The sequence below is a fragment of the Kribbella pratensis genome (assembly GCF_004365355.1).
Taxonomy (GTDB): domain Bacteria; phylum Actinomycetota; class Actinomycetes; order Propionibacteriales; family Kribbellaceae; genus Kribbella.
Map to the genome: position 1 here is coordinate 2,682,729 of NZ_SODP01000001.1, position 26,576 is coordinate 2,709,304.

Annotated in this window: 20 protein-coding genes; 3 read left to right on the top strand and 17 right to left on the bottom strand. The window is 68.2% G+C overall.

Going from position 1 to position 26,576, the window contains the following annotated elements; all coding sequences use genetic code 11:
* The first annotated feature begins 49 nt into the window (after positions 1 to 49).
* A complete protein-coding gene (locus tag EV653_RS12710) occupies positions 50 to 1,258 on the top strand; it encodes an MFS transporter (protein ID WP_134101950.1) in 1,209 nt (402 codons plus the stop codon).
* A gap of 79 nt (positions 1,259 to 1,337) precedes the next feature.
* On the opposite strand, the gene hpnH is transcribed toward EV653_RS12710, so the two are convergent.
* The 7 genes from hpnH to hpnC are packed head-to-tail and all read right to left on the bottom strand — an operon-like array spanning position 1,338 to position 9,851.
* The gene (hpnH, locus tag EV653_RS12715; protein ID WP_238159820.1) at positions 1,338 to 2,333 is read right to left on the bottom strand and encodes an adenosyl-hopene transferase HpnH; all 996 of its coding nucleotides are present in this window, start codon (positions 2,331 to 2,333) and stop codon (positions 1,338 to 1,340) included.
* Between the two features lie 2 nt (positions 2,334 to 2,335).
* The gene (gene ispH, locus EV653_RS12720) at positions 2,336 to 3,838 is read right to left on the bottom strand and encodes a 4-hydroxy-3-methylbut-2-enyl diphosphate reductase (protein WP_134101955.1); all 1,503 of its coding nucleotides are present in this window, start codon (positions 3,836 to 3,838) and stop codon (positions 2,336 to 2,338) included.
* The gene (shc, locus tag EV653_RS12725; protein WP_134101958.1) at positions 3,835 to 5,739 is read right to left on the bottom strand and encodes a squalene--hopene cyclase; all 1,905 of its coding nucleotides are present in this window, start codon (positions 5,737 to 5,739) and stop codon (positions 3,835 to 3,837) included. Before shc ends, ispH begins: the two co-directional genes overlap by 4 nt.
* Positions 5,736 to 6,758, bottom strand: coding sequence for a polyprenyl synthetase family protein (locus EV653_RS12730; RefSeq protein WP_134101961.1), 1,023 nt, complete (start codon positions 6,756 to 6,758; stop codon positions 5,736 to 5,738). Before EV653_RS12730 ends, shc begins: the two co-directional genes overlap by 4 nt.
* 14 nt (positions 6,759 to 6,772) lie before the next feature.
* Positions 6,773 to 8,134: a hydroxysqualene dehydroxylase HpnE gene (hpnE, locus tag EV653_RS12735; protein ID WP_134101963.1), complete on the bottom strand. Its 1,362-nt coding sequence runs from the start codon at positions 8,132 to 8,134 to the stop codon at positions 6,773 to 6,775.
* Positions 8,131 to 9,009, bottom strand: coding sequence for a squalene/phytoene synthase family protein (locus EV653_RS12740; protein WP_134101966.1), 879 nt, complete (start codon positions 9,007 to 9,009; stop codon positions 8,131 to 8,133). The genes hpnE and EV653_RS12740 overlap by 4 nt, the downstream gene beginning before the upstream one ends.
* Positions 9,006 to 9,851, bottom strand: coding sequence for a squalene synthase HpnC (gene hpnC / locus EV653_RS12745; RefSeq protein ID WP_238159693.1), 846 nt, complete (start codon positions 9,849 to 9,851; stop codon positions 9,006 to 9,008). Before hpnC ends, EV653_RS12740 begins: the two co-directional genes overlap by 4 nt.
* Before the next feature lie 118 nt (positions 9,852 to 9,969).
* Between hpnC and EV653_RS12750 the strand changes: the two genes are divergently transcribed.
* Complete coding sequence (locus EV653_RS12750; RefSeq protein WP_134101969.1) at positions 9,970 to 11,160, top strand: PucR family transcriptional regulator; 1,191 nt, start codon at positions 9,970 to 9,972, stop codon at positions 11,158 to 11,160.
* Here the strand turns inward: EV653_RS12750 and EV653_RS12755 are convergent.
* From EV653_RS12755 to EV653_RS12765, 3 genes are all read right to left on the bottom strand, one after another.
* The gene (locus tag EV653_RS12755) at positions 11,116 to 12,384 is read right to left on the bottom strand and encodes a wax ester/triacylglycerol synthase domain-containing protein (protein WP_134101972.1); all 1,269 of its coding nucleotides are present in this window, start codon (positions 12,382 to 12,384) and stop codon (positions 11,116 to 11,118) included. The genes EV653_RS12750 and EV653_RS12755 overlap by 45 nt on opposite strands.
* Positions 12,381 to 13,151 (bottom strand): SDR family NAD(P)-dependent oxidoreductase, encoded by a 771-nt coding sequence (locus EV653_RS12760; protein WP_134101975.1) that lies wholly within the window; start codon positions 13,149 to 13,151, stop codon positions 12,381 to 12,383. The genes EV653_RS12755 and EV653_RS12760 overlap by 4 nt, the downstream gene beginning before the upstream one ends.
* 70 nt (positions 13,152 to 13,221) lie before the next feature.
* Positions 13,222 to 13,485 (bottom strand): hypothetical protein, encoded by a 264-nt coding sequence (locus tag EV653_RS12765; protein ID WP_134101978.1) that lies wholly within the window; start codon positions 13,483 to 13,485, stop codon positions 13,222 to 13,224.
* 224 nt (positions 13,486 to 13,709) lie between these two features.
* Between EV653_RS12765 and EV653_RS12770 the strand changes: the two genes are divergently transcribed.
* The gene (locus EV653_RS12770; protein ID WP_134101981.1) at positions 13,710 to 14,486 is read left to right on the top strand and encodes an NPP1 family protein; all 777 of its coding nucleotides are present in this window, start codon (positions 13,710 to 13,712) and stop codon (positions 14,484 to 14,486) included.
* Positions 14,487 to 14,502: 16 nt separating this feature from the next.
* Here EV653_RS12770 and EV653_RS41660 read toward each other — a convergent pair whose 3' ends face one another.
* The 7 genes from EV653_RS41660 to EV653_RS12805 all read right to left on the bottom strand — a co-directional run bounded on the left by EV653_RS41660 (position 14,503) and on the right by EV653_RS12805 (position 26,488).
* Complete coding sequence (locus tag EV653_RS41660) at positions 14,503 to 15,096, bottom strand: TetR/AcrR family transcriptional regulator (RefSeq protein ID WP_202871577.1); 594 nt, start codon at positions 15,094 to 15,096, stop codon at positions 14,503 to 14,505.
* Positions 15,097 to 15,106: 10 nt separating this feature from the next.
* The gene (locus tag EV653_RS12780; protein ID WP_166679381.1) at positions 15,107 to 16,042 is read right to left on the bottom strand and encodes a GTP-binding protein LepA; all 936 of its coding nucleotides are present in this window, start codon (positions 16,040 to 16,042) and stop codon (positions 15,107 to 15,109) included.
* Between the two features lie 225 nt (positions 16,043 to 16,267).
* Entirely contained in the window at positions 16,268 to 18,763 is a 2,496-nt protein-coding gene (locus EV653_RS12785; RefSeq protein ID WP_134101984.1) for a X2-like carbohydrate binding domain-containing protein, read from the bottom strand.
* A 90-nt stretch (positions 18,764 to 18,853) separates the two neighbouring features.
* Positions 18,854 to 20,287: a glucose-6-phosphate dehydrogenase gene (locus EV653_RS12790; RefSeq protein ID WP_202871578.1), complete on the bottom strand. Its 1,434-nt coding sequence runs from the start codon at positions 20,285 to 20,287 to the stop codon at positions 18,854 to 18,856.
* Between the two features lie 66 nt (positions 20,288 to 20,353).
* Positions 20,354 to 21,625, bottom strand: coding sequence for a hypothetical protein (locus tag EV653_RS12795; protein ID WP_134101987.1), 1,272 nt, complete (start codon positions 21,623 to 21,625; stop codon positions 20,354 to 20,356).
* Between the two features lie 26 nt (positions 21,626 to 21,651).
* The gene (locus EV653_RS12800; RefSeq protein ID WP_134101990.1) at positions 21,652 to 23,673 is read right to left on the bottom strand and encodes a HelD family protein; all 2,022 of its coding nucleotides are present in this window, start codon (positions 23,671 to 23,673) and stop codon (positions 21,652 to 21,654) included.
* 148 nt (positions 23,674 to 23,821) lie between these two features.
* Complete coding sequence (locus EV653_RS12805; protein WP_238159694.1) at positions 23,822 to 26,488, bottom strand: alkaline phosphatase family protein; 2,667 nt, start codon at positions 26,486 to 26,488, stop codon at positions 23,822 to 23,824.
* Positions 26,489 to 26,576: the final 88 nt, after the last annotated feature.

Below are 26,576 nucleotides of genomic sequence, written 5' to 3' on the forward strand. Positions count from 1 at the left end.
CGGCATAACGCCTATCGTTCGAGGCAGGCGCTTTCCGTTGGAGGGGTGGATGCTGGACCGGTCGGAGTCGGCCCTGGGCACTGTGCTTCGGTCACGGTTCTACCGTTCGGCTTTCCTCTCACTGCTGATCGCCGGGGTCGGGCTGTCGGCAGCGACTCCACAACTCACGCTGTTCCTGGTCCGCGATCTCGGGACGCCGCTGCCGCTCGCCGGGCTGTACTACGTGACGAACGTGGCCTCCCCGATCGCCGGGTTCATCGTCGGCCGCTGGTCGGACCGGAGTCACGACCGGCTGCTGTGGTTCCGGATCTGCTCGGTGGTCGGAGCGGCCGGCTGGCTGCTGATGGCGTCGGCAAACGCAGTGTGGATGCCGTTCGTGATCAGCACGTTCGCGCTGAGCGTTGCCGGCGGCTCGATGGCGCAGTTGTTCGCCGCCTGCCGCGACGAGCTCAGCCGCCACCCGACCCGGGCCGAGAACCGGGTCATCGCGACCATCCGGATGGCGTTCACGACGGGCTGGATCCTCGGGCCAGTGTTCGGCAGCTGGTTCGGCGGTGTGTTCGGGCTGCGGGCGCTGCTGGTCGCGACCGCGGTCTGCGTGTTCGCCGCGATCATCCCGCTCGGGCGTCAGCGCGTCGAGCGGTACGACGTCCCGTCGACCCGCACGCCCTCTGACCAGCCTGAGCGCCGGCGGATCGATCACATGATGCCGTTGCTGGTGTTCACCGCCGTCTGCGTGCTGGCGATGACGGGCGACACCATCAAGTTCGGCTACCTCCCGATCTACATGGCTGAGCAGCTCCACACCTCCGATTCGGTGCGCGGCCTCGTGATCGGCATCCAACCGCTGCTCGAACTCCTCATGCTGCCCGTCGTCGCCCGCCTCGCCGACCGCTTCGGCCCGATGCGAGCGATGACGGCCGGCGCCGTACTCGGCCTGTGCGGCAACCTGGCCTACGCCCTCAGTACGTCGGTCGCCGGGCTGTTCCTCGGCCAGATCCTGAACGCCGGCCTCTGGGCGTGCGTCGGCGCGCTCGGCGTCTCCATCGCCCAGCACCTCTACCCGGAAGGCGCCGGCACCGCGTCCGGCGTCTTCCTGGGCGCGATCCCGCTCGGCTCGGCGATCGGCGGCACGATCGGCGGCATCGGCGTGGCGGCGATCGGCCTCCCCCACGTCTTCTTCATCCCCGCCACGCTCACCGCCTTCGCGATCGTCGCCTTCACCATCCTCAGCCTCCGCGAGCACTCCGGTGGGTGAACCCACTTGGCTGTGGGTTGGCCAACCGGATTCCGGTGGGTGAACCCACAGCCAGGTGGGTGTACCCATCAGACAGTGGTCAGCTGACGGCGGCGCGGATCGATTCGCGGAGGGAGCCGAGGGTCGCAACGACTGCGGTCGGTTCGTAGCCGCAGTGCGCCATGCAGTTCGCGCAGCGCGCGTCCTTGCCGCGTCCGTAGCTGTCCCAGTCGGTGTCGTCGATGAGTTCCTGGTACGTCCCGACGTACCCGTCGTCCATCAGGTAGCACGGGCGTTGCCAGCCCTTCAGCGAGTACAGCGGGATCGCCCACGCCGTACAGCTGAAGTCGACCTTGCCTTCGAGGAAGTCGAGGAACAGCGGCGAGTGGTTCAGCCGCCACTTCTTCCGCCGGCCGTCGCCGAACGCTTTGCGGAACAGTTGCCGGGTCTCCTCCGGGCCGAGCCAGTGCTCCTGGTCCGGCGCCTTCTCGTAGGCGAACCCCGGCGAGATCTGCATGTTGTCGATCTTCAGCTCGTCGTTCAGATAATCGAGTACGTCGATGACGTCCTGCGGGCTGTCGGTGTCGAAGAACGTGGTGTTGGTCATCACCCGGAAGCCGGCCGCCTGCGCCTGCTTGATCGCGTCCACGGCCTGGTCGAACACGCCGTCCTTGCAGACCGACTGGTCGTGCCGCTCGCGCAGGCCGTCGATGTGCACCATCCACGCGAAGTTCTTGTGCGGTGCGAACTTGTGCAGATGCTTCGGCATCAGGACGGCGTTCGTGCACAGGAACACGATCTTGCCCCGGGCAAGCAACTGCCGGACGATCTCGTCGATCTCCTTGTGCATCAGGGGTTCGCCGCCCGCGATCGACACCATCGGCGCACCGCACTCCTCGACCGCGGCGACGGCCTGCTCGACCGACATCCGTTTCTTCAGCCAGTCGTGGGTCTGCTGGATCTTGCCGCAGCCGGCGCACTTCAGGTTGCACGCGTACAGCGGCTCGAGCTCGAGCAGGATCGGGAACTTCTCCCGGCGCCGGAGCTTCTGCTTCATCAGGTATCCGCCCAGGCGGATGGACTGCCGTAGCGGCATGCTCACGGCTGACTCACCTCTTTCGGTAGCGCGAAGCGGACGTCCTCGGTCAGCGTCCCGTTCTCGGTGACGGACACCGGGCCCAGCCCGGACAAACAGCGGATCAACTGGTCGATGAGCTCAGGCGGGGCCGACGCTCCCGCGGTGATGCCGATCCGCTCGGCACCGGCCAGGAGCTCGAGGTCGAGCTCGCCGGCGTCGTCGACGAGTACTGCGCGGGCACCGGCCGCCTCGGCGACTTCGGCGAGGCGTTGCGAGTTGGACGAGTTCTGCGAACCGAGCACGATCACCAGGTCGGACTGTGCGGCGATCTCGCGGACGCCGGCCTGGCGGTTGCTGGTCGCGTAGCAGATGTCGTCGGTTCTTGGTTCGATCAGCAGGGGAAAGCGGCGCCGCAGTACTGCGGCTGTCTCGGCGGCTTCTTCGACGGCGAGCGTGGTCTGCATCGCGTAGCCGACCTTTGCCGGGTCGGGGATGTCGACCGTCTCCGCCTCGGCCGGAGACGCGACGACGATCACGTGCTCCGGCGCCTCGCCCATCGTGCCGATCACTTCCTCGTGGTCCGGGTGGCCGATGAGTACGACGGTGGTGTCGCGGGCGGCGTACCGGCGTACCTCGTGGTGCACCTTCGCGACGAGGGGGCAGGTGGCGTCGATGACTGTGAGACGACGCTCGTCCGCCTGCCGTCGTACGGCCGGTGCGACACCGTGGGCGGCGAGTACGACGAGGCTGCCTTCGGGGACGGCGTCCAGTTCCTCGACGAAGACCGCGCCGCGGCGCTCGAGGTCATTGACGACATGCCGGTTGTGAACGATCTGGCGACGCACGTACACCGGCGCCCCGAACCGCTCCAACGCCCGTTCCACCGTGTCGATCGCGCGCTCAACCCCAGCACAGAACGACCGCGGCGCCGCGAGCCGGACTTCCCGCTCGCCTACAGCCCTCGCCCAGGCATCGATTGCCGGAGCAGTACGCCGAAGCTGAGCCAACGCCTTGATCCCCCGAGCAGGCATCCCGACACGGCGCAACGGTTGCGCCGGCGTATCAACCATCACCCGCACAACGACGCTCTGCCCGTCATCCCCCGCCAGCAGACCAGACTCGGTGTCAACAGCAATCGCCCCGGTGGCCGCCAGCGCAGCCCGCGCACCGACCGCGTCGATCACCTGGTCCGTCGTCACAACCGGCCCGGTGTGAACGGTCATCCCCAACCGGCGCAACTGCCCCGCGACCAACTCAGCCGAATAGCTCGGTACGACCCGCCGGCCCTCGCCCGGTCCGGCGCCCGACGCCGCCCCCGGCTCGCCACGCTGGCGAATCTCGCTCGCGACGATGACATCACCTGGCGCGATGCGGTCTATGAGCGCGCCGCCGACGCCCGCAATCAGCGCGGGGCCCTGGGCTGGGGTGCCCTGTGAGCGGCCGGTGCGGGTCAGGGGGATCGTCAGCTTGTCGCGGAGGGCGAAGTACTCGGCGAATAAGGGGGTGTAGACGACGGGAGTCATCTGTCTCTCCCGAGGTAGCGGCCCAGGGCCCAGATCGGGAAGACAAGGCGGTACAGGTGGTAGCCGATGTAGAAGTCGCCCGGGAAACCGGTGCCGGTGTAGCGGTGTTCGTCCCAGCCGCCGTCCGCGCGCTGGGTGTCGACCAGGTAGCCGATCCCCCGGTGTACGGCGTCACCTCGCTCGTCGGCGGCAAGCAGGGTGAGCAGCGCCCACGCCGTCTGCGACGGGGTGGAGTCACCACGGCCGATCCACAACGGGTCGACGTACGAACGCAGGTCCTCGCCCCATCCGCCGTCGGCGTTCTGGTGCTCCTCCACCCACCGCACCGCCCGCTGGATGACGGGATCCCGCGGCGACATGCCGACAGCGATCAGCGCAGGTACGACGGCACCCGTGCCGTACACGTGGTTCGTCCCCCAACGCCCGAACCACGATCCGTCCTTCTCCTGCGAGTCCAGCAACCAGCGCACCCCACGCTGACACTCGGCAGATTCGGTCCGCCCCTCAGCCGCCAGCATCTCGACCACATGCGCAGTCACATCCGCCGACGGTGGATCGATGACCGCGCCGAAGTCGCAGAACGGCAGCTTCAACGGCGTGGTATCCGTGTTGTCCGCATCGAACGCACCCCACCCGCCATCAGCAGACTGCATCCCGGCCGTCCACTCGACCGCCTTGTCCAACGCCTTCCGCAACCGGGCGGGCTCAGGATGGTCGACCCGCCGCAAGGCCAGCACGATCTCCGCCGTGTCATCCGTATCCGGATAGCCGTCGTTCGCAAACTCGAACGCCCACCCGCCGGACACCAACCCAGGCCGACGTACCTGCCAGTCCCCCGGCGCGTCGATCTGCTCCGCCAGCAACCAATCGGTTGCCTTGAGCACCGTTTTGTCGTCCGGCTCGACACCTGCATCGAGCAACGCCCCGACGGCCAGCCCGGTATCCCACACCGGCGACTGACAAGCCTCCAACCACCGCGCCGGCCCCTCAGCAGTCTCCGCGTGCACAGTGAAACCCTCGAGCCCGCGCAACCCCGCCGCCATCACCGGATGATCGATCGCATACCCCATCAGATCCAGCGCGATCAGCGAGTACACCCACGGCGGCTGGATACCACCCCACCCACCATCGGCCTCCTGCCGGGCAACGATCCACTCCACCGCCCGCCGCATCGCCAACCGCCGCAGCCCCTTCGCCGGCCCGCGCGGTCCCCACCGCGAGTACGCATTCAGTACGACGTCCAGCCGCTGGAAGGCACCTTCCAGCGTCCACGGCGCCCGGCGCGGCACAACCGTCGTACCCGCCCGCAACTCCTCCACGGTAAAGGCGACCGGACGCACCGGACGATGCGCGCTCACGATCGTCAGCGGCACGATCGTCTGCCGCGCCCAGCACGCCCAGTTGTAGACGTTCAACGGCGCCCAACTCGGCAGGAAGATCATCTCCGGCGGCAGATCGGGACAGTCGTCCCACTCCCACAAACCGAACAACGCCAACCAGATATGCGTGAACACCCGGGCCTTCTCGACCCCGCCCGCAGACCGGATGAACAACGCCGCCCGAGCCATGTGTGCGGCGGCCGGATCATCGCCGGCCATCCGCAACGCGACCCACGACTCGACCGTCGTCGACAGATCGCCCGACCCACCCGGGAACGTCGCCCACGTCCCGTCCTCACGTTGCTGCGACCGGATCCACCGCGCTGTCTCCGCGTCGGTCTGCGCAGTCGCCACACCGAGGAAGTGCCGCAGCATCAGGTCCTCGGCGTCCATCGTCACGTTGGTTGCCAGGTCGCCCTTCCACCAGCCGTCGTCGTGCTGCAACGAACGCAGGTAGGCCACCGCGGCGTCAAGGCACTCCTCGACGCGCAGGTCGGCATCGGCTACCTGTTCGGCCGTCACAGCTGCCGCTCCGCGATGAACTGGGCCAACTGATCGAGCTGATCCCGATTGGCCGGAGCGATACCCGCGGCGTCGAGCGCCTTCCCGGCCTTACGCACCCGCTCCTCGGCCTCTGCCAACGCCCATTCCCGACCGCCCGCATCCTCGACGAGTACGGCGGCCCGTCGTACGTCGTCCTCGCTCGGATCGCTTGTCTCGGCGAACCACGCGGCCAACTCGCGCCCGTGCACACCGCCGTACTCGAGGGACCACACGACAGGCAACGTCTTCTTGTGCGCGCGCAGGTCGGAGAACACAGGCTTACCGGTCTTCTCCGGCGCTCCCCAGATGCCCAGTAGATCGTCGACGATCTGGAAGGCCAGCCCGAGCTCCCAGCCGTACGTCCGGAACGCCTCGCAGGTCGCGGCGTCGGCACCCGCCAGGATCGCCCCGAGCTGCGCCGATGCACCGAGCAACGAGCTGGTCTTGCCCGCCGCCATATCCACACACTCGGACAGGCTGACCGATTCGCGGCGTTCGAACGCGACGTCGAGCACCTGCCCGCGGATCAGTTCGCGGGTGGCGACTGCGAGGGCGTGCCCGGCGTGAACGGCGTACGGCGAGTTGCACTCGGCAAGCACTTCGTCCGCGAGACACGCGAGCGCGTCGCCGACCAGCACCGCGGTCGCGTCGCCCCAGATCGCCCAGACGGTACGGCGATGGCGGCGTTGCGTATCGCGATCCATCAGGTCGTCGTGGATCAGCGAGAAGTTGTGGATCAGCTCGACCGCGACACCACCGGGCACCGCGGGCTCAGGTGATCCACACACAGCCTCGGCGACGAGCAGGGTCAGCCCCGGCCGGATCGCCTTACCGGAGTTCGCCCCGGTCGGACGACCCTCCTCGTCACACCAACCGAAGTGGTACGTCGCAACCAACCGGCTGTGCTCGTCGAGCCGCTCCAGCGCGTGCCGCAGGTGCGGATCAACCAGCTCCCGCCCACGGGCCAGCAGATCCAGCACGTTAGTTGCCGAAGGCATCCTCTCCACAGCCGTCACAGGACCACATCCCCCACCGACGGCTCGGCCGCCGACCCCGCGGACTCCACCGTGCGGCTCAGAACCGAGGAGGCGGCGGCTTGGCCGCTGCGGACGGCGCCTTCCATGGTGGCGGGCCAGCCGGTGGCGGTCCAGGCGCCTGCCAGGTGCAGGCCGGGGCGGGTGGTGGTCGCGTCGGGGCGGAAACGGCCGGTGCCTGGTGCCGGCCGGAAGGTGGCATGTCGCTCTCGGGTCACGAAGAACTCCTTCACACGCGCGTCGGCGGCCGCCGGGAGCAGCCGCCGGAGGGCAGGCACCAGCACGTCGCGCAGTTCGGTCACCGGGGTGTCGATCAGCTCATCGGCCGCCGACAGTGAGACGGCGATGTACTGCTCGGCCGGATTGCTTCCACTCTGGACGGTGCGGTCGAAGACCCACTGCAGTGGACTGTCGACGCCGGCAACGAACGGCTCGTCGAGCACCACGCGGTCGAACACCACGTGCGCGTTGACGATCGGAGAGCTGCCGAGTGCCTCCGCCCACCCGGCCGGCAAGTCCACCGCATCGTCCGGCAGCAGGCTCGCGGCCTCCGAGGGCGGCACCGCCAGTACGACGTCGTCGTACCGCTCCCCCTCGATCGTCCACGCACCATCCACCGCGTCCAGAGCCCGAACCCGCGCCCGCAACCGGACAGCAACACCGGCAGCCGTCAACGCACGCGCAGCAGCCTCGCCGTGCAGTTGCTGCAACGGCACCAACGACCACCCGATATCCGCAGCATCACTCCGTTCCAGCAGACCGACCTGGAACACCGTTGCCGCGACAGCAAGAGACGCGTCGTCAGCACGCGCGTTCAGCGTCGCGATCCCGATCAACTCCCACAGCGCCTCCACCGCCCGCGCGTCCTGCCCGTGCGCCGCCAGCCAACTGCCGAACGACTGCGCGTCGGTCTCCGCTGCCGTCCGATCCACCCGACCCATCGCCAACGCGCCGCGCACCGCAGCAACCCGCTCGGCCAGGCTCAACCAGCGGTACGTCGCCAGCGCCGGCCCGAGATGCAGCGGCGCCGGCATCGCGTTCCGCCGAATCCGCCCGACGCCGCGACGCTGTCCGCTCCGCACCGGTACGTCGAGCCGTGACTGCAGCTGAACCTGATCCCGCACTCCGAGCCGCTCGAGCAACCCGAGGTACGACGTACAGCAGCGGAGGAACACGTGCTGCCCGTTGTCGATCCACCGCCCGTCGCGCTCGAACGAATGGGTCAGGCCGCCCAGCTTCGGCCGCCCCTCCAGCAGGACCACCTCACACCCGGCATCAGCCAGCTGCAGCGCCGCAGTGATCCCTGCGAGGCCACCTCCGACCACAGCGACCCTCCTCATGAGCGGGCTCCCGCAAGCGAGGCGATCGCGACCTGTGCCTTCTCCCCCGCCGACAATGACAAGCGCTGGTCGTAGACCAACACGGGGTTGGCTCCGATCCGGCGGAGCAGATGGTGGTAGATGCCCGACATCGCCCGGCAGGACGCGCCGCTGCGCCAGTCGAGGTACGGGAGCAGACGCCAGCCGAGCGAGTACCAGTCCTGCGCGCGGCCGGCGGCGTACCGGATGTACCCGGCCAGCCGGCCTTGTGGATCGTCGAGGTTGCCGTGCTCGTCGAGTTCGATCAGGACGTCGAAGCGTTCGAGTTCGTCGGCCGGCAGGTAGATCCGGTCGTTGGTCAGGTCCTCGCGGATGTCGCGGAGGATGTTGGTCTGCTGCAACGCGATACCGAGCTGGTCGGCGTACAGGGCGAGCGTCTCGAGGTCGGCCGAGCCCGTCGGGCCGAAGATCGACAGGCACAGCCGCCCGACCGAGCCCGCGACGCGCCGGCAGTACACGACCAGCTCGTCGAAATCACCGATGCGTACGTCGGCAAGGTCGGTCTCCACCCCCGCGACCAGTTCCTCGAAGGCGCCGAGCGGCACCGGGTACCGGCGCGCTGCGTCGGCAACCGCGACGTACACGGGCTCGTCGATATCCCCGAGCCGACCGAGATCCTTGCGTACTCCGGCCAGCGCGGCGCGCTTCTCCTCCAGCGGCAGGTCACCGTCGCCGATGTCGTCGATGCGACGCGCCAATGCGTACAGCGCCGACAGGGCGTTGCGTTTCGGCGGTGGCAGCAGGCGGATGCCGTAGTAGAAGTTGCGTGCCTCGGTCCGGGTGATATCCAGGCAGGCGGCGTACGCCTCCGCAACCGTCTCGCTCAGCTGCGTCATCGAGCGACCGCCTTGACCAGTAAGCGGACGGTAGCGAGCTTGGACGGCTTGGCCTGCCGAGCCAGTACATCGCCGCCGGTACGACGCAACGCCCGGACCGTCGCCTGACCACCGGCCACGAACCCGGCCACGGCTATCCGCGCCCAGCCGTGCAACCGGCCGACGATCGCTGCACCTTCGTCGAGCATCTTCGCGGCCCTCGCAGTCTCGAACATCATCAAGTCGCGCAGTTGCTGTGTCGCCTGAGGTCGATCGAGATCGGTCTCCGCCACGCCGTACGTCGTGAGGTCGTCCTGCGGCAGGTAGATCCGCCCCGCGTGGCGATCCTCGGCGACGTCCTGCCAGTGCTCCACCAGCTGCAGCGCCGTACACACCAGATCCGACAGGCGCTCAGTTTCGGGATCGTGTACGTCGAAGACGCCGAGCACCATGCGACCGACCGGATCGGCAGAGAGCCGGCAGTACCCGACCAGGTCCTCGAAGGTTCGGTAGCGGGTGACCGTCTGGTCCTGCAGGTTGGCCTGGATCAAGTGGTGGAAGGGATCGGTCGGCAGATCGTGCTGCCGGACGATCGGGCGCAGCCTGCGCAGTACCGGATGCTCGGGCTCTTCACCGGCCCAGATGTGGTCGAGATCCACCGAGAACGCGCGCAGCGCCGCCGTACTGTCACCGGCGTAGCTGTCGCCAAACTCGTCGACGGTCCGCGCGTAACCGTAGACAGCGTGCAGCGACTCCCGGTGCGAGGCGGGCAGGAGCTTCAGTGCGACAGGAAAGTTCTCGGTGCGTTCCCTTCTACCCAGTTGCCGGAGGGGGGCGACGTTCTGCAGTCCGTCTGGATGCACAGTTCCATGATGGGAAGCGGTTTCGTGCCAACTCTGCCCCGTTGACGAACATTCGGCAGGCCAGAATTTGTCACAGGATTACAGTTGGCCTCAGTGGGTTCCCCCCGAGGAGTCTTCAATGACCATCGCAACCTTCGACCGGGCACGGCTCGAGGACGCTTTGCTCGACGGACTACCTGACCTGGTGGCCGAAGTGCGGGACCGGCTGGCCGAGCACTGGCCGGACTACGCCGCCTTCCTCGACACCGACCGGGCCGCGGTCGTGAAGCCGGCCGAGCTGTTCGTGCACCGTCTGCTGGACATGTCGATCGCCAACCTGGCCAACCCGGAGCAGACCACCCTCGACCGCGCCGACGAGACGGTCCGACGGGTCTTCGAGGAGATCGGCCGACGCCAGTTGCAGGAGGGCAACGACCTGACCCGACTACTGACAGCTTTTCAGCTCGGGGCCCGGGTGGCCTGGCGGCACGTCGCCGCCACCGCGCTCCGCTTGGACTTCGCGCCGGACAACCTCGCCGCGCTGGCCGACTCGGTCTTCGTTTTCGTCAACCAGCTGTCCTTCTCCGCGGCCGACGGCTACCTGCAGGAGCAGATCGAGGATGCGATGGCGCGCGAACGACGCCGCGAAGACCTCGCCAACCTCCTGCTCTCCGGACGGGCCGGCACGGAGGCGATCCGGACTGCCGCGCAGCAGGCCGCCTGGCGGATCCCGGAGACCGCAGCGGTTGTCATCTACAGCGACGGCGACCAGGAGCCGGCCGGGACGCTGGTGGCACGGCTCGAGCCCGGTGCATTGCCGATTCGTCGCAACGCTGCCGTGGTCGGCGCGATCATTCCGGAACCGTCCGGCCCGGGTCGCCGCCTGCAGTTGAGCCGCGAGCTCGCCGGGATGGGCGCAGTGGTTGGCAATTCGGTCGCCCTGGCTCAGCTCCCGCGCAGCCTGGAGATCGCCCGGATCGCGGTCCGGTTGCGCAACACCGGCGTACTCACGGACGACCCGGTGTTCGCGGACGAGCATCTCGACGCGCTGATCGTCTGGCGGGACGAGGCCCTGGTGGCCGCCTTACGGGAGGAGATGCTCGCGCCGCTCGCCGGCGAGACCGAGGCTGCCCGCGAGCGGCTCGCGGAGACGCTGGCCAGCTGGCTGAAGCACTTCGGCGACCGGCAGGCGATCGCGCACGAGCTGAGCATCCACCCGCAGACCGTCCGCTATCGCATGGCCCGGCTCAGGGCCTTGTACGGCGATCGCCTGGACGACCCCGAATCACGCGCTCGCCTGTTCCTCGCCCTCGAGTGGCCCGGTCCTTAACCGCGCCAACGCCTGGTTGAGCCGGGCGGCCAGCGCCGGACCGTCGATCAGCTGTGGATCGGTCGCGAGACCGATCCCCAGGACGCCTGTCCAGCTCAGCGCACCGACGGCGAGCGGAGTCCCCGGCACCAGCGGCAGGATCGGATACACCCGATCGTGGGGCACACCCGCGAACGACAGCTGTTCGGTCGTGCCGGGCATGTTCGAGACCACCGCGTGCAGGAATCGTTGCCCGTAGACGGTCGGCGCGAACCAGCGCGCGAACGGCTCCGGCACGAGCCGCAATCCGGTCGCCAGCACGAACCGGGAAGCCAGCGCTCGGGTCGGCCGCTGCAGCCGCCTGGTTCGCGCCGACACCTCGGTCAGCAAGTCGTCGAACGGCCGTCCGTCGACCGGCACCTCGACCATGACCGCGGCCGTCGCATTGCCCTCGGCCGCACTGTCCGGCGTACGAACCATCGTCGTCACCGAGAAGCGCAGCTGCCCGTTCACCGCTTGGGCGAGTCCGGGCGCGACGGCGTACACGCTGTCCGCGAGCAGGGCGATCAGCACATCGGTGACACGTACGCCGCGGGCGGACGCGGCCCGTCGTACGACGTCAAGCTCGACCGCCGCGGTGGCGAACTCGCGACGCAGCGAGCTCGGCGGCAGCTTGGCCGCCGTACCGTCGGTTGCGAGTTGGGCGAGGCCGACGGCTGTCGCCACGGCGCGCGTCAGCCGACCGGGACCGGCGCCGGACGGCAGCTCGATCTTGGTCGGCGGCTCGAACAGGCTGAACGTTTGCAGGACCGTTCCGATGCCGTCGGCAATCGAATGGTGGACCAGCACGACCAGCCCGTCGACACCGCCCGGACCGATGTCGCGGACGATCGCGATCCGCCACATCGGACGGTCCCTGGGCATCGGTTGCTCGGCGAGGTCGCCGATGTAACGCAGCAGACCGGCGTACCCGTCGGTGGACCGGTGCTCGACGACGTGCCAGTCCAGGTCGGCTTCGCCGGCCTCGATCCAGCGCGGCCGGCGCCAACGCGACGGCGGTCCGAGCCGTTGGTGCATCCGCGGCAACTGCGCGAAGCCGTCCGCGACGATCGTGCGGACCTCGTCGATCGTCGGGCGTCGGGCCGACGGTTCGAGGACGACGATGCCGCCGACGTGCTGCGGTGCGCCGGTCCGCTCGATATGCAGGAAGAACGCGTCCGCCGACGGTACGACGATGCCTCTCACCGTGGCATCACCTGCTCGCCGAACCGCGCCGACAGCTGCCGGTACAGTCCCGGCGCAAGCGCGCGTACGGCGGGTGCGACGCGCAACCAACGGGGAATCCAGATCTCGGCACGATCGTTGGCGATGCCATCAACCAGCGCCCGCGCGACGTCGGCGACGGGCACCGGGCGGGGGCGCTTGCGGTCGTACGGCCGGCCGCGAGCGCTGAAGAAACCGGTGTCGACGACACCCGGGACGGTCAGGCTCACGAATACACCACTACCACGAATCTCCAGGCGAAGGCTCTCGGCGAAGACGTCGAGTGCGGCCTTCGTGGCGGCATACACGGCTTCACCGGCAACCGCCGTACGACCGGCGATCGAGCCGACCAGCGCTACATGCCCGCCGCGCCGCTCGACCATCGACGGAAGCAAGCACCTGACCAGCTGCAACGGCGCGAGCAGATCCAGCGCGACGAGATGGTCGATCTCCTCGGCCCGCATCTGCACGAACGGCCCGGACCACCCCAGCCCGGCGTTCGCGACCAGGATGTCGATCCGCTCATGAACAGCCAGGGCGGCATCCGCGACCTCGGCAGCGACGCCCGGCAGGGCGAGATCGCCCAGGACAGGTGCTCCGCCTACTCTCGTGGCGACCTCAGCGGTGCGCTCCGCGTCGCGCCCGTGCACCACCACCCGGGCGCCCGCCACCGCGAGCCGTTCAGCAACCGCCGCACCGATCCCCGCCGACGCACCGGTGACCAGCGCAACTTTCCCGTCCAGCCGCATCACACCTCCCGGTCACCAGCATGATGCCAACAGCAACTACTGGGCCAGAGGCGAGGCGCGCGTCGAAGGATCAGGCGCGGACGGCGAGTGCGGTGAGCAGCGCGGAGACGATTCCGCCGTACAGGACGAGCAGAACGATGAACGGGAGCACGCTGCCCACAGGTGCCCGGCCGCGGATGCTCTTGTTGTCGAAGTACGTCAGGCTCGGACCCCAGCCGAACGGCGACAGCGGTGGCTCGCCGTTCGTGCTCCCTGGCAGCCCGTGACCGCCGTACGTCGGGATTGACCCGTCTGGCAACGCAGGCGGCGGCGCCGCCTTCTCCTCAAAAGCCACGCTGTTCCTCCCCAGGAACTACCTGCCGTCGCTCCTCAGCATCCCCAGCCGACAGGTCTCAGGACCCACTCTGCACCACCAATACGAGACCTGGCATCCCACGAATTCCGGGTGTTCACGGACCGTCAACCTGTAGGCACGTGACGTATATGCGCCGGTGCACCGCGACTGGCATCCTCGTGCCGTTCCTTTCCGCCCTGAACTAAGTTCTGAAGGAGCATTCGATGAAAGTGTCCGCCCGCCGCACGCTCGGCGTGGTCCTCGGAACCGCCGCCCTGATCGTCACCTCGGCCGCGTTCGCGTTCGCCGCCCCGCCGCCGCACCTCCCGCAGAACGCCGACGGGTACGAGCAGTCGTTCTCCCCGGCGTACGACTACGACACCGACGGCTGCTACGCCACCCCTGCCATCGGAGCCGACGGCACGCTCAACCCCGGCCTCAACCCGACCGGCGCCCTGAACGGGAACTGCCGCGACCAGTCCGACCTCGACAACTCACAGACCTACTCCCGCGAGAAGTGCAACAACGGCTGGTGCGCGGTCGTGTACGCAAGCTACTTCGAGAAGGACCAGGCGTTGCCGGGCAGCAGCCTCGGCGGCCACCGGCACGACTGGGAGCATGTGATCTCCTGGATCAACCAGGCGTCGAACCAGGTCGAGTACGTGACCACGACGCAGCACTCGAGCCAGGTCACCTACCCGCGCTCGCAGGTCCGCTTCGACGGATCGCACCCGAAGGTCGTCTACCACAAGGACGGCGCGAGCACGCACTTTTTCCGCCTCGCCAACAGCAACGACGAGCCGCCGGAGAACCACTACCACGACTGGCGGTACCCGCCGCTGGTCGGCTGGAACGGCTACCCGAGCACGTCGCTGCGCGACATCCTGATGACCGCCGACTTCGGCTCGGCCACGATCAAGATCACCGACAAGGACGACCGCTTCCGCAACCTGCTGAACGCGTCCAAGCCGGCCGGGATCCCGTTCGATCCCTGGGCCTGACCGGAGAAGGGCGCGCTCAGTCCTGCTGGGCGCGCCCGCCGGGGGTGGTCAGCGAATCCGCGACCAGATCGATCATCGCTTCGTGCCGCTCGGCCGCCGTATCGGCCTGACCGAGCGCGACCGTGTCGAGGAAGACCCGGCTGACCACCAACTCTGCGGCCGTCTGCACGCGGTCCGGCTCGGCGACCACGTCGTCGGCACCACTCAGTACGTCGGCCACCGTCTCGGTCGCCTCCGCGAACAACTCGGCCGCCCGCTCGGCGATCTCCGGCCTGCCCTGCGCTTCCCGGAACACGATGATCCTGGCGGCCCGGTCGTGCTCCAGCTCCTCCGCCATCGTCGCCACGATCGCCTGCAACCGGCGCCGTACGGTCCGGCCGCGGGCGGCGGATCGCAGTACCTCGCTCGGGGACGGGCGCTCCTGCACGATCGCGAGCAGCAGGTCGAGCTTGGTCGCGAAGTGGTAGAACACCAGACCGGACGGTACGCCGGCCTCGTGCGCGATCCGTGCCGTCGACGTCGCGTCGTACCCGTGCTCGGCGAACAGCCGTTCGGCGGTCTCGATGATGACCTGCCGCTTGGTGTGACGCGCGTGCGCGTGAGCAGTCATGCCGTGGGCCTCATGATGCGGCTGGTTCAACGGCTGGCCAGGCCTCGCCCTTCCGCTCGGCGGCCAGCTCGGCGGATCGCCGCAGGGCCTTGAAGACGTAGTCCGGAACCCGCAGCCCGCGCCGGTGCGCGAACATCAGCTCGTACTCGGCGCGCCCGACCTTCTGCGCGTACTCCCGCAGGTCGTCCTCGCCGCCTCTGCTGATGTCCAGGGCGTGCATCACGTCACCGAACTGGGTCCGCTGGAGCTTGTTGTAGGCACCCACAACATCGAACGTACGCTTCCGCAGCCCGCGCGTCAGCCACCGCTGCCAACCGGAGAGTTGCCCCCAAAGCTCCTGCGCGGCCATCTGGTAGTAGGCGAAGTGCCCCGGCTCCTGCCGCTTGATCGGCGCCACCACGGTGGCGGCGATCGCTTTCTCGCCGAGCTCGAGGAGGCCTGCATGAAGCTTGTTGTAGGCAAGCACCGCGGAGCGCTCGGTCGCCAGTCCGGTCAGGTAGTACAGCATCCTGCTGATGTCCTGTACGCCGGGCACCTTGCCGAGCGCGCCGAGCAGCTTGAGCTTGAAGTCGACGTCGGTCAGGTTCGGTTCGTGCGCCTCGATGCCGGCCAGCTCCCGCATCTGGTCCAGGATCAGGCCGTGCCGAGTCTCCTGCGGCATCCACACGTCCGCGTAGAACCGCCGGTCGACCTCGGGCGGGTCCGGCAGCAGGATGTTCAGCTCCAGCACGTTCCGCTCGACCTCGAGCTCAACCCGGGTCATGTACGCCAGCACCGACCCGAAGCGCTCGGCCAGCAGCCGTGGGCGCTTGATCGTGTAGTCGACGCTCTCGAGCGGAATCGGCGGATGTTCCTCGCCCAGACGCTCGACATGGTCGGCCAGCTTGGAGTCTTCCCGCCGCCGACGGCTACGTCGGCGCGGGACGGTGATATCGCTCAACGACATAAGGCGGCACCTCGCTCGTTCGACAGGGATGCCAGCTCGATCCCCCGCAGGCAAGCCTAACAAAGTAACTGACTGATCAGTCAGTCAGACCCTGTGACCCCAGCAACACCGCCCCGCCCCCGCCCCCGCCGCGTTTGGTGGGTAGACCAACAAGAGTGGGGGTTGGCCAACCGGATTCCGGTTGGCCAACCCCCACTGCGGTGGGTATACCCACCAAACGGGTGCTTACTTCGCGAGCGTGTAGCTGACCGTGTCGTTGCGCAGTACGTCGCCGTCGACCTTGACGATGCGCAGCGTGTGCGGCCCGTTCTTCAGGCCGGTCGCCGTGAACACCTGCTGGTTGGTCACGCGGGCATCGCCGTGCAGGTTCACCCGGCGTACCAGCTTGCCGTCGACGAAGACGTCGGCGTTCCCCTGGTCCGGAGCGACCTCGGTGCTCCACGCGACACCCGTGCCGGTGAAGGCGAAGTTGACCGCCGCGCCGTTCGCCGTCGTGGCGTGGATGTCGTCGCGGTAGTCGCCCCGGAACCGGAAGTCCAGCGGCACCGTGCCCGCCGCCAAGGTCGCGAGGTACGCCGCCTTGATCGTCACGACCTTGCCGGCCACCGTGTAGTCGGTGCCCGCGACCAGGTCCTGGCCGGCCTTCGAGATGCCGGCCAGCTCACCGGGATCGCGGCCGAGTTCGACGCTGACGTCGGCCGGGGCGCCCTTGTCGAACGTCGCCGAGTCCGGGTTCAGCAGGCTCTCCTGCCGGATGTTCAGTTTGTCGAGCAGCATGAACTGGCCGGACTTCTTCACCGCGCGGATCGTGTGCGAGCCGTTCGGCAGATCCGAGATGCTGTAGACGACCTGCTGCGGTTTGTTGTGTCCCTGCGACGGATCCAGGTACGTGCTCACCGTCTGCTTGAACTGACCGTCCACGTAGATGTCGACATCACCCTGTCCGGGATCTGTCTCCGTCACGTAGTCGACGCCGGTGCCGACGAAGCTGTACGAGAACGAGTCGCCATCGGTCTCGGTCCACGCCACGTCGTCCTTGTAGTCACCGAGCCCTCGACCCGTGCTCTGGTGCCAGTTGCCGGTGTAGGTGATCTGCGAGTCGTCGTTGTTGACCTCGAGCGTCCGCGAACCCACATCCGCGGTCTTCGCCTGCGAGTCGGTGACCGTCACGGTCAGCGGCTCGGACACTGCAGGCACTTCGTAGTTGTTGTTGCGCTGCCACGCGCCGTCGTACGCGACCCGCAGGTCGTCGTCGTTCACGCGGATCGAAGACGCCTTCTGCGGCGTGACCTTCAGCAGCCGTACGCCGTGGATCGGCACGTCCTTGGCGGTGAAACCGGTCGCGAACTGACCGAGATCCTTCTTCGCCCACAGGTCCCGCACCTTCGCCGTACCGTCCAGGCCGAGGTCGGCCCAGTTGACCGTCATGTCGGCGTCGGTCTGGCCAAGGTTGAACAAGGCAACGGTGTAGCTGCTGTCCGGGTTCAGCGCGAACCACACCTGGCGGTTGGTCTTCGTCGACAGCGGCTGCGCCGGCCGTCCGGCCTGGTTGACCGCGATGACTTCGGGGTTCGTCAGGAGGCTCAGCCCGTAGTCGTCCAGCCGGGTCATGTCGTTGCCGACGTACATCGGCGCCGCCGAGACTGCCCACAGCGTGGCCGCCGTACGACGTTCGTCCTTCGTGAGACCGTCCATCTGGCCGTTGCCGACGTCGAGCGAGTCGAGGTCGTTCCAGCCGCCCGGTCCTGCGTGGCGCCACCAGTCCGCCAGCTTCGGGAACAACCGGTTGATGTTCTGCCACTGCGTGAGCGCGACGCCCGGGCAGTAGCACTCGACGTCCCACTCGATCCGCCACCCGTTCGCGTACTGCTTCCAGGTGTCGGCGTAGTTGATGTCGAGCGCCCAGGACAGCTCGAGCCAGATCTTGTGCCGAGCCAGCGCCGACGACCAGGCCTTGACGTCGTCGCGGGCGTCGACCGACAGGTCGCTGATGCCCGAGCCCGGCGTGACGCTGTCGAACTTCAGGAAGTCCAGGCCCCAGGAGCCGAACAGGTCGGCGATCGAGTCGATGTACTTCTGCGCGCAGGGCTTGGAGAAGTCGATCTTGTAGCCGATGCCCCAGTAGTCCGCCTTCTGCAGTGGCTGCACCGGCAGGTCACCGGTCTTGCACTCGGGAGCGCCGTACACCGGGAGGTTGGCGTCGATGACCTCCTTGCCGATACCGGGGATCGCGTACAGGCCGACCTTCTGGCCGTTGGCGTGGATGTGGTCGATCACCGCCTGCAGCCCGTTCGGGTAGAGCTTCTTGCTCGGCACCGGCCGGCCGTACGCGTCGATACCGTCGTTCCAGCCGGCGTCGATGTTGATGTTCTTGTACCCGTACGGCTGGAGCTTGGCGTGCATCGCGTCGGACTGCTTGATCAACTGGTCCGCGGAGATCCAGTTCCCGGCGCCGTCGTACACCTGCATGCTGTAACTGCTCCACCCCATGTAGGGGTGCAGTGCGATATCGCCGGCCGGGCCGCCGGACTCGACGTTGGTGGTCGTGACCGCCGGAGCCCGTACGGCCTGCTGCGGAGCAGCCGTCTTTGGCGCGATCGGAGGCGTCGTCTGGGGTGCTGCTGCGGACGTTGTAGCCGTCAAACCTGCCGGCAGCAGTACGGCGGCGACGAGACCGGTAAGCACGGTCCGCACCTTCCTGCTCCGAACGGATCTGGTCATGGCGGTGACCTCTCTGAGAGAACCGAATCGGATAGGATATTGGTTCTATTTACTTAACCGTGTCAAGATTCTGTGCGATATCGGCCCGGATTACTTCCAGGTCCCCGGTCCGTTCGAGCCTGCGTCGTACTCGTCGAGGGGTACTTCGCCGGCGCGCCACGCGGCGAGGACAGGCTCGACGATCTCCCAGCACCGCTCGGCCACGTCACCGCGCACCGACAGGAGTGGGTCGCCACGCAGGATGCCGCTCAGCACCTCGCCGTACGGGAGGACCGAGGAGGACGGGAGTGTCGCGTCCAGGAAGACCTGGCCCATCGTGTACGGGCCGTCGACACCGAGCGCCGGGACGGACAGGGACAGTTCGCCCGGGTTCAGCCCGATGCGGAGCGTCTCGCCGTCGCGCGCGCCGTTCAGACCGGAGGGCAGGTGCCGCAGCGGCTTGAACTTGACCACGATCTCCTTGCGCGCGACCCCGAGCGCCTTGCCCGAGCGCAGGGTGAACGGCACACCGGCCCAGCGGTTCGTGTCGACCTCGACCGTCACCTCGGCCAGCGTCTCGGTCCCCCGCTCCGCGTCGACACCGTCCTCGTCGGCGTACGACGGAACCACGCGATCGTCCGCGATGCCCGCGGAGTACCGCGCCCGTCGACCCGCCTCGATCGCGGAGCCGCGGTAGAGATGCGTACTGCGCAGCGCACGCGCCATCTCGCTGCGCACCTCGACGGCGTCCATGGTCGCCGGTGCGTCCATCACGAGCAGTGCGAGGACGAGCAGCAGGTGGCTCTGGATCATGTCGACCAGCGCGCCCGCGTTGTCGTAGTACTGCGCGCGTCCCTCGAGGCCGAGCGTCTCGTCGTACACGATCTCGACGCTCTCGATGTGCTCGGCGTTCCAGACCGGCTCGAACAGTCGGTTCGCGAACCGCAGGCCGATCAGGTTCAGAACCGCTGTGCGACCGAGGAAGTGGTCGACGCGGTGGACGTTCTCCTCGGGCACGAGCGAGCCGACCAGCTGGTTGAGCGCGGCGGCGGACTCGGCGTCGGTGCCGAACGGCTTCTCGAAGGCGAGCTCGGTGCCTTCCGGCAGCTCGACGTCGCGGAGCTTCGCGACGATGGCCGTCGTCACCGCCGGCGGCAGCGAGAAGTACAGGACCGGCGCGGGGCCCGCGAGCTCGAGGAGCGCCCGGAGGTGCTCGACATCGGTCGGGTCACCGGCGACGTACTCCGTCGTTGCCAGCGTGTCCGCGGCCGCCGAACTGATCTCGCCGCGGGACTCGAAGGCGGACCGGACCCGGTCCGTCCACTCGTCCGGCGCGAGCGGAGAGCGCCCGGTCCCGATGATGCGCACACTGGTCGCCCGCGGTCCGGCGAGCAGACTGCCCAGACCCGGCAGCAGCAACCGCGAGCTCAGGTCGCCGCTGGCGCCGAAGATGACCAGGGTTCGTTGGCCGGTATGTTGACCTGCAGCCGCCGAGGTTCGCTCGCCCGGTAGCAGGGCCGCATGCGTTGTGATGATGCCTCCCAAGACACGTGGCTCATCCGTGGAGCCACACCCAAAGACGCAACCGCGCCGAGGGTAATCGCATTCCCCCTACGGGACGGGCGTTATCTCAGGGGCTGGGTAGGGTGAATCCGGGAGGCCGAGATTCCGCCAGACGAACCGCGGGACCCGGGCCAGGAACCCGCGGAGGAACTCCGAGCTGTGCGCGATCGCGGGCTGGCTGTGCTCGCCGGGCGAGAACCAGGCCCACTCCTCCTCGATCCGGAACGACGCCGGCGGGTTCGCCATCAGGTACTGCATCTGGCGCGGGTGGATCACGTCGTACGCGAATTTCGTGTCCTGCGAGTGCACCGCGAACTGCCGGTTGAACGCCTCGCTCTCGAAGCTGATCCCGCCGCCCCACCCCTTGGGCCCGACCTCCAGTCGCGGCATCCAGATCGGCAGTTGGAACCCGAGAATCGGCTCGCTGTGGTTCTCGGTCACCGTCCGGGTCTGCGTGCGGCCCTCACTGTCGGTGTACGACTCCGTCCGCGTCGTCTTCCAGTGGTGGGTGAACGCGACGAACGGCGGCCCGTCGCCGTCCCGACCGCGGATCACTTCGCTGGTGCTGTGGGCGTGGCCGCCACGGTTCACCGGCGTGAACTCCAGCAGGCTGTCGTCGACACCGACCCAGTACCAGTCCGGGTGGTGATAGAAGGTCAGTCGCGCCTGCGGCTCGGGCTGGATCCAGCGGTCGAGCGGCGTGGCGTCGATCGCCGCCGCGACGGCGCCCAGCTGCTCCAGCCAGGCGGCGAGCAGTTCGGGCTTCTGCCGCGGCGGATCCAGCACCACGAGCTGATCGCTGTCGATACCCACGTTCAACCCCGGCAGGCCTGAGTTTGACATGGCCATCGCACTCAGCTGCGAACACACCTGCGGATTCATCACCTCCGCGGCGAAGTCCGGCTCGAGTGCACCGACCTGCCAGCCCGGCCCGAGCTGCGGCGGAGCGGGCACGGCGTGCGCGAGGACGCCGTACCGCGGCCGGGTGTCGCCGCCGGTGATCCACAACTCGGGGAGGCGGCGCGACAACGTGACCATGCCGACCCAGCCCGACCAGTGCGAGGTGCTGTACTCGATCACCTGGAACGGACGACCCAGAGCGGTCAGACCGGTGATCTGGTCATCGGGCTTGCGGACGAAACCGAGCCCGAACGGCGGATTGCCGAGCCGGGCGACGGCGTCGAACGTCGGGCTGTTGACGAAGTTCCAGCCACGCTGCCGCAGCGAGTCGATGTACCGCTGCCGGCGTACGAGCGCGACGATGCCCCAGGTGAGTCCGGCCGCGAACAGCACGATCACGACCACCACGAAGAGCTTCATCGCGCCACGATAGCTGCGCGAGGGGATCAGCCGAGGGCACCCGGAAGCGGCTCGGCATGGATGATCTGGAGGCGGCTGACGGCGCGGGTGAGGACGACGTACAGGCGGTGCAGGCCGCGGGGCTCGGCCGCGACGATATGTGCGGGCTCGGCGACGATGACGGCGTCGAACTCGAGGCCCTTCGCGAGCGTTGCCGGCACGCAGACGAGCCGGACCGTGTCGATCTCGTCCTCGGTCTCGCCGATCAGCGCCACCTCGAGGCCTGCGGCAGCGATCGCATCCCTGAGCGCCGCGACCTGATCGTCCGCGGCGATGAGGGCGACCGAACCTTCGCCGGCCAGCGCGGACTTGCACGCCGCGATGACCTCGTCCGCGAGCGTCGACTCACTGGCCGGTACGACGCTCAGCGCGTCGGCGACCGTCCGGACGCCGCTCGGCGTACTCAGCGTCGGAGCGATCTCGGGAAGCAGCTTCGCCGCGAAGCGGATGATCTGCTCGGGCACGCGGAACCCTCGGTCGAGCTCCGCCACGACACCGTCGCTCTTGTCGAGATGACCGAGGACGCGGTCCCACGAACCCGCGGCCCACGGCGTCGTCGCCTGGGCCAGATCGCCCAGCACCGTCGCCGAACCGGTCCGGCAGCGTCGGCCCAGTGCGCGCAGCTGCATCGCCGACAGGTCCTGCGCCTCGTCCAGGACGAGGTGACCGAGCGATCCGGTCCGCCGTTCGATCAGGTCCTCGAGCTCGTCGAGCAGGACGGTGTCCGCGAACGACCACTTCGCCGACTTCCAGGACCGCGCCGGCTTGGTCCACAACAGCGCCGTACGTTCCTCGTCGGTCAGCGCCGGAGCGGCCTGGGCCAGGAAGTCCGCGTTGGAGAACAGACGATGCAGGATCTGCTCGGGTGCGACGCGCGGCCAGACCGAGTCGAGCACATCCTTCACCGGCTTCGAGCGCGCGACCGCGTTCTGCACGCGGTCGTCCGGTGACTCCGCCCGCTCCTCCATCCGGACCAGGACGACGTGTGCGATCCGCTGCGCGAGCGCGTTCCGGCCGGGCGCGTACCGGGTCGACTCGCGCAGGTCCGACACGATGTCGACGACCTCGTAGTCGTGCACCCGGTAGCGCCGGGATCCCTTGCTGTAAAGGACTCCCTCGGTCGGGGTACCGACGTACGACCACAACGCGCGCCGCAGTACGTCGGCCATCCGGGCGTCGCCCTTCAGCCGCTCGGCCTCCACGTCGTCGATCGCCCCGGTCGGCCGGGTGAGCAGCTCGTCGATCGTGATCTGCCGTACGTCGACCTCGCCGAGCGCGGGCAGGACCTTGCGGATGTACGACAGGAACGAGCGGTTCGGGCCGACGATCACGACGCCGCCGCGGCCGAGGCGTTCACGTTCGGTGTAGAGCAGGTACGCGACCCGGTGCAGACCGACGGCGGTCTTGCCCGTGCCCGGCGCGCCCTGCACGCAGACGCTCGGATGCAGCGGCGCGCGGACCAGGTCGTCCTGCTCGGGCTGGATCGTGGCCACGATGTCGCGCATCGGCCCGGTGCGCGGCCGCTCGATCTCGGCTCGCAGGAAGGCATCCGCCTGATCCGTCTCGACGACGCCGGTCAGCGGCTCGTCCTCGAACCCGGTCAACTCGGCATGGTCCGAGAACCCGTAGCGGCGACGCATCAGCACCCGCTGCCGGTCGCTCCGGGTCGCCCGGTAGAACGGCACCGACACCGGAGCACGCCAGTCGATGACCAGCGGTACGCCGCTGCCGTCGTGCACATGCCGGCGGCCGATGTAGATCTGGTCGAGGTCCGGGATGGTGCCGTGCTCGTAGTCGAGCCGGCCGAAGAACAGCGGTACGTCGGGCAGGTCGAGAAGCGCGTGGGTGCGCATCTCCTTGGCCCGCTGGTTGGCCTCGTTGGTGAAGCGTTCGTCGTTGTCCTCGCCACCGATCACCGGGACGTCGCGGTCGACGACCTCGGCGTACATGCGGTGGAGCGCGGTCTGGGCAGTGGTCAGGAAGGCCCGTTCGGCCTCGAGTTCGGCCATGGCAGAGTGCCTCGAATCGTGAGCATGGGTCCCGCCCCGGAGCTGATCCATCCGGTTCGATTCGATCCCGAAAAAGACAGGCCCGCGACGCTACCAGCGACGTCGCGGGCCTGCCACCCAATTACTGCCTCACCAAGCGGTCAGCCGATCAGTTGTCGTTCTCTCCTGCTGGGATGATCGCGCCCGGTACGTCGTTCGGCGCGACGATCTTGGTCTCGCCGGGGTACGGCGTCGACCAGTTGTGCGCCTCGTACCAGTCGTAGTGGTTCATCTGCGACGGGTTCGCGAAGTCGGCCTTGGCGTTCGGGCCGGTGGTCCGCTGCTGGTCCTTCCACGCCGACCAGGTCGCGGCCATCGCGGTCATGCTCGCCGGAACGGCGGCCGTGGGTGCCGGCGCGACGTTCGGGTTCTGCGCCGCGGGAACGTCCGCGCCACAGGTCGGCAGCGGGCTCACGCCGCCGGTCAGCGAGGTCCGGTTCGGGACCGCGGTGAACGGGGTGTAGTCCGGCTTGTTGGTGAACGCGCCGAACATCGGGGTGGCCGCGGTGTCCTTCTGGTTCATCGGGTGGATCCCGAGGATCTGCTCGATGGTCCGCATCATCATGATCTGCGTGTAGTAGTGGCTGTCCGTGACGCCGTGCTGCGCGTACGGGCTGATGATCTGGATCGGCGCCCGGTGCCCGTCGACGTGGTCGAGCCCGGCCTGCGAGTCGTCCTCGACGATGAAGATCGCCGAGTCCTTCCAGTACTTGCTGTGCGTGATCGCGTCAACGGTCCGGCCGACGGCCAGGTCGTTGTCGGCCACCTGCGCCGGGCCGTTCGCGGTCCCGCCGGTGTGGTCGTTGGAGTACCAGAACATGTTCAGGTTCGCCGGACCGTTCTTCTTGAAGTCCTTCTCCCAGACCTGTTCCTTGTAGATGTCCGGCACCGTGGTGTCGAACTGCGGGAAGCCCTGGACCGCCACGTTGTTCAGCGACGGGATCGCCGAGCCGACCTGGATCGGGTACTTCGTGTCGGCACCGCCCTGCATCTGCTTGGTGTCGCAGTACAGGTTCTGCCAGCTCGCACCAGCCGGCTTCTTCTCGATCGACAGGAACTCGCCGTAGTCCTTGACGCTCTTGCCGGCCGCCTGGGCCCCGGTCCAGATGAAGCCGCTGGCCTGGTGGCCGAGGGCATCGTTCTCGGTGTCGTAGCTGCGCAGGTACTCACCGGCCGAGGACTCGGTGTACTCCGGGTTGTCGGCCTGCATCAGCCAGTTGTGACCCTCGGCGGAGTTCGTGCCGACGTCGTAGGTGTTGTCGTACAGCCCGAACTGCTTGGCCAGCGCGTGCTGGTTCGGCGTCACGTTCTCGCCGTACTGCGTCAGCGCCGGGTCGCCGTTGCCGGTCGGGATATCGCCGTACACCTGGTCGTAGGTGCGGTTCTCCTTGACGAGCAGGAACACGTGCTTGATCGTCGAGGGGTCACCGAGCTTGGCCGGGACCGCGACCGGGGCGCGGTGCCCCTTGTCGGTGGCCAGCTGGGCCGAGTTCTTGGTCCAGCCGTTCTGCGCGAAGACCGTCGCGGTGTACTTCGAGATCGCGTGGTCGTCGGGCAGCTGGAACTTGGTCAGGCTGGACGTGGTGTCGTGCGTACCGTGGCCGGCGGCCGTGGTGTCGCGACGGGCGTCGATACCGCGGGTGTTGGAGACGACGATGTCCTTGCCGACCTGGGCGAGCTCGGCCGGGAAGTAGTCGGTCGGCAGCAGACCCACGTAGCTGACCGGCTCCAGCGGGTTGCGGAACTTGTAGACCGCGACCGCGTTCGCGCGGCCGAGCGACACCAGCAGGTGCCCGTCGTCGGTCAGCGTGATGCCGTCGGGCTCGTAGCCGACCTTGGCCTCGGCCCACGGCTGGGTGGTGATGGTCTGGGCGACCTTGTCCCACTTGGTGTTGATCACCGAGACCGTGTTGCTGGAGGTGTTCGCGACGAACACGGCGCCGTTCTTGGCGTACACCGCGGTCGGGTGCAGACCGACCGGGATGCTGCCGACCGCGGCGGCCGGGTTCTTCGTGTCGATCACGCTGACCGTACCGGTCGTGGTGATCGAGTTCTGGTTCGCGACGACCGGCGTGCCGTACGAGTCGAGCGTCGTGTCGCCGGGCTGCGCGGTCCGGCCGCCCTCGTTGCTCACGTACAGCTTGTTGCCGACCATCACCATGTCGCGCGGCGCGTTGCCGGTCGCCCAGCTCTGCGTGATCGTGCCGGTGGCGGTGTCGATCGCGACGACCCGGTTCTGGCCGTTCACCGCGGCGTACGCCGTCTTGGAGTCGGCCGAGAAGACGACCTCACTGGCGAGCGCGTGCTTGGCACCGTCGGCGGCGATCGTGACGAACGTCGGGTTCGCGAGCGAGCCGTCCGCGTTCACGTCGAACCGGCGGTAGCCGTCGGTCTGGCCGAGCCACAGCTGCTTGCCGTCGGGCGAGTACGTCGGGCCTTCCTGGCCGATGTCGTTGCCCGGGATCTTCAGGTCCGCGGCGGCGTTGTTGCCGACGTACTGCTGGACCTTCCAGTTCTTCAGGTCGACGATCGCCAGCGCCATCCCGCCGTCCGTCACGCCGGCGGCCAGGTGGCTGCCGTCCGGACTCGTGCTGGACGACATGATCTTGCCCTTCTGGAGGACGAGACGGTCGCCGATCGGCTTGATGTACTGGTCGGACGAAACGACCTGACCCTTGTCCGTGACCTGGCCGACCTGGTCGTGACCGAAGCCGGTCGTCGAGGCGACCGCGGTCCCGGCCAGTGCCACCGCGATCGCAGTAGTACCGGCTGTCACCAGTGGTACTCTGCGTCGCAAGGGGCTGGACGGACCCTTTTCGTCACGCCTGCGGCGGCGTGTTACCTGCATGGGATTGATCCCTTCG

What these genes read in the sequence shown, in the direction of transcription:
- EV653_RS12710 (WP_134101950.1), top strand. Translation starts at nt 50, where the DNA reads ATGCTGGACCGGTCGGAGTCGGCCCTGGGCACTGTGCTTCGGTCACGG.
- hpnH (WP_238159820.1), bottom strand. Translation starts at nt 2,333, where the DNA reads ATGCCGCTACGGCAGTCCATCCGCCTGGGCGGATACCTGATGAAGCAG.
- ispH (WP_134101955.1), bottom strand. Translation starts at nt 3,838, where the DNA reads ATGACTCCCGTCGTCTACACCCCCTTATTCGCCGAGTACTTCGCCCTC.
- EV653_RS12730 (WP_134101961.1), bottom strand. Translation starts at nt 6,758, where the DNA reads ATGCCTTCGGCAACTAACGTGCTGGATCTGCTGGCCCGTGGGCGGGAG.
- hpnE (WP_134101963.1), bottom strand. Translation starts at nt 8,134, where the DNA reads ATGAGGAGGGTCGCTGTGGTCGGAGGTGGCCTCGCAGGGATCACTGCG.
- EV653_RS12740 (WP_134101966.1), bottom strand. Translation starts at nt 9,009, where the DNA reads ATGACGCAGCTGAGCGAGACGGTTGCGGAGGCGTACGCCGCCTGCCTG.
- EV653_RS12750 (WP_134101969.1), top strand. Translation starts at nt 9,970, where the DNA reads ATGACCATCGCAACCTTCGACCGGGCACGGCTCGAGGACGCTTTGCTC.
- EV653_RS12760 (WP_134101975.1), bottom strand. Translation starts at nt 13,151, where the DNA reads ATGCGGCTGGACGGGAAAGTTGCGCTGGTCACCGGTGCGTCGGCGGGG.
- EV653_RS12770 (WP_134101981.1), top strand. Translation starts at nt 13,710, where the DNA reads ATGAAAGTGTCCGCCCGCCGCACGCTCGGCGTGGTCCTCGGAACCGCC.
- EV653_RS41660 (WP_202871577.1), bottom strand. Translation starts at nt 15,096, where the DNA reads ATGACTGCTCACGCGCACGCGCGTCACACCAAGCGGCAGGTCATCATC.
- EV653_RS12780 (WP_166679381.1), bottom strand. Translation starts at nt 16,042, where the DNA reads ATGTCGTTGAGCGATATCACCGTCCCGCGCCGACGTAGCCGTCGGCGG.
- EV653_RS12785 (WP_134101984.1), bottom strand. Translation starts at nt 18,763, where the DNA reads ATGACCAGATCCGTTCGGAGCAGGAAGGTGCGGACCGTGCTTACCGGT.
- EV653_RS12795 (WP_134101987.1), bottom strand. Translation starts at nt 21,625, where the DNA reads ATGAAGCTCTTCGTGGTGGTCGTGATCGTGCTGTTCGCGGCCGGACTC.
- EV653_RS12800 (WP_134101990.1), bottom strand. Translation starts at nt 23,673, where the DNA reads ATGGCCGAACTCGAGGCCGAACGGGCCTTCCTGACCACTGCCCAGACC.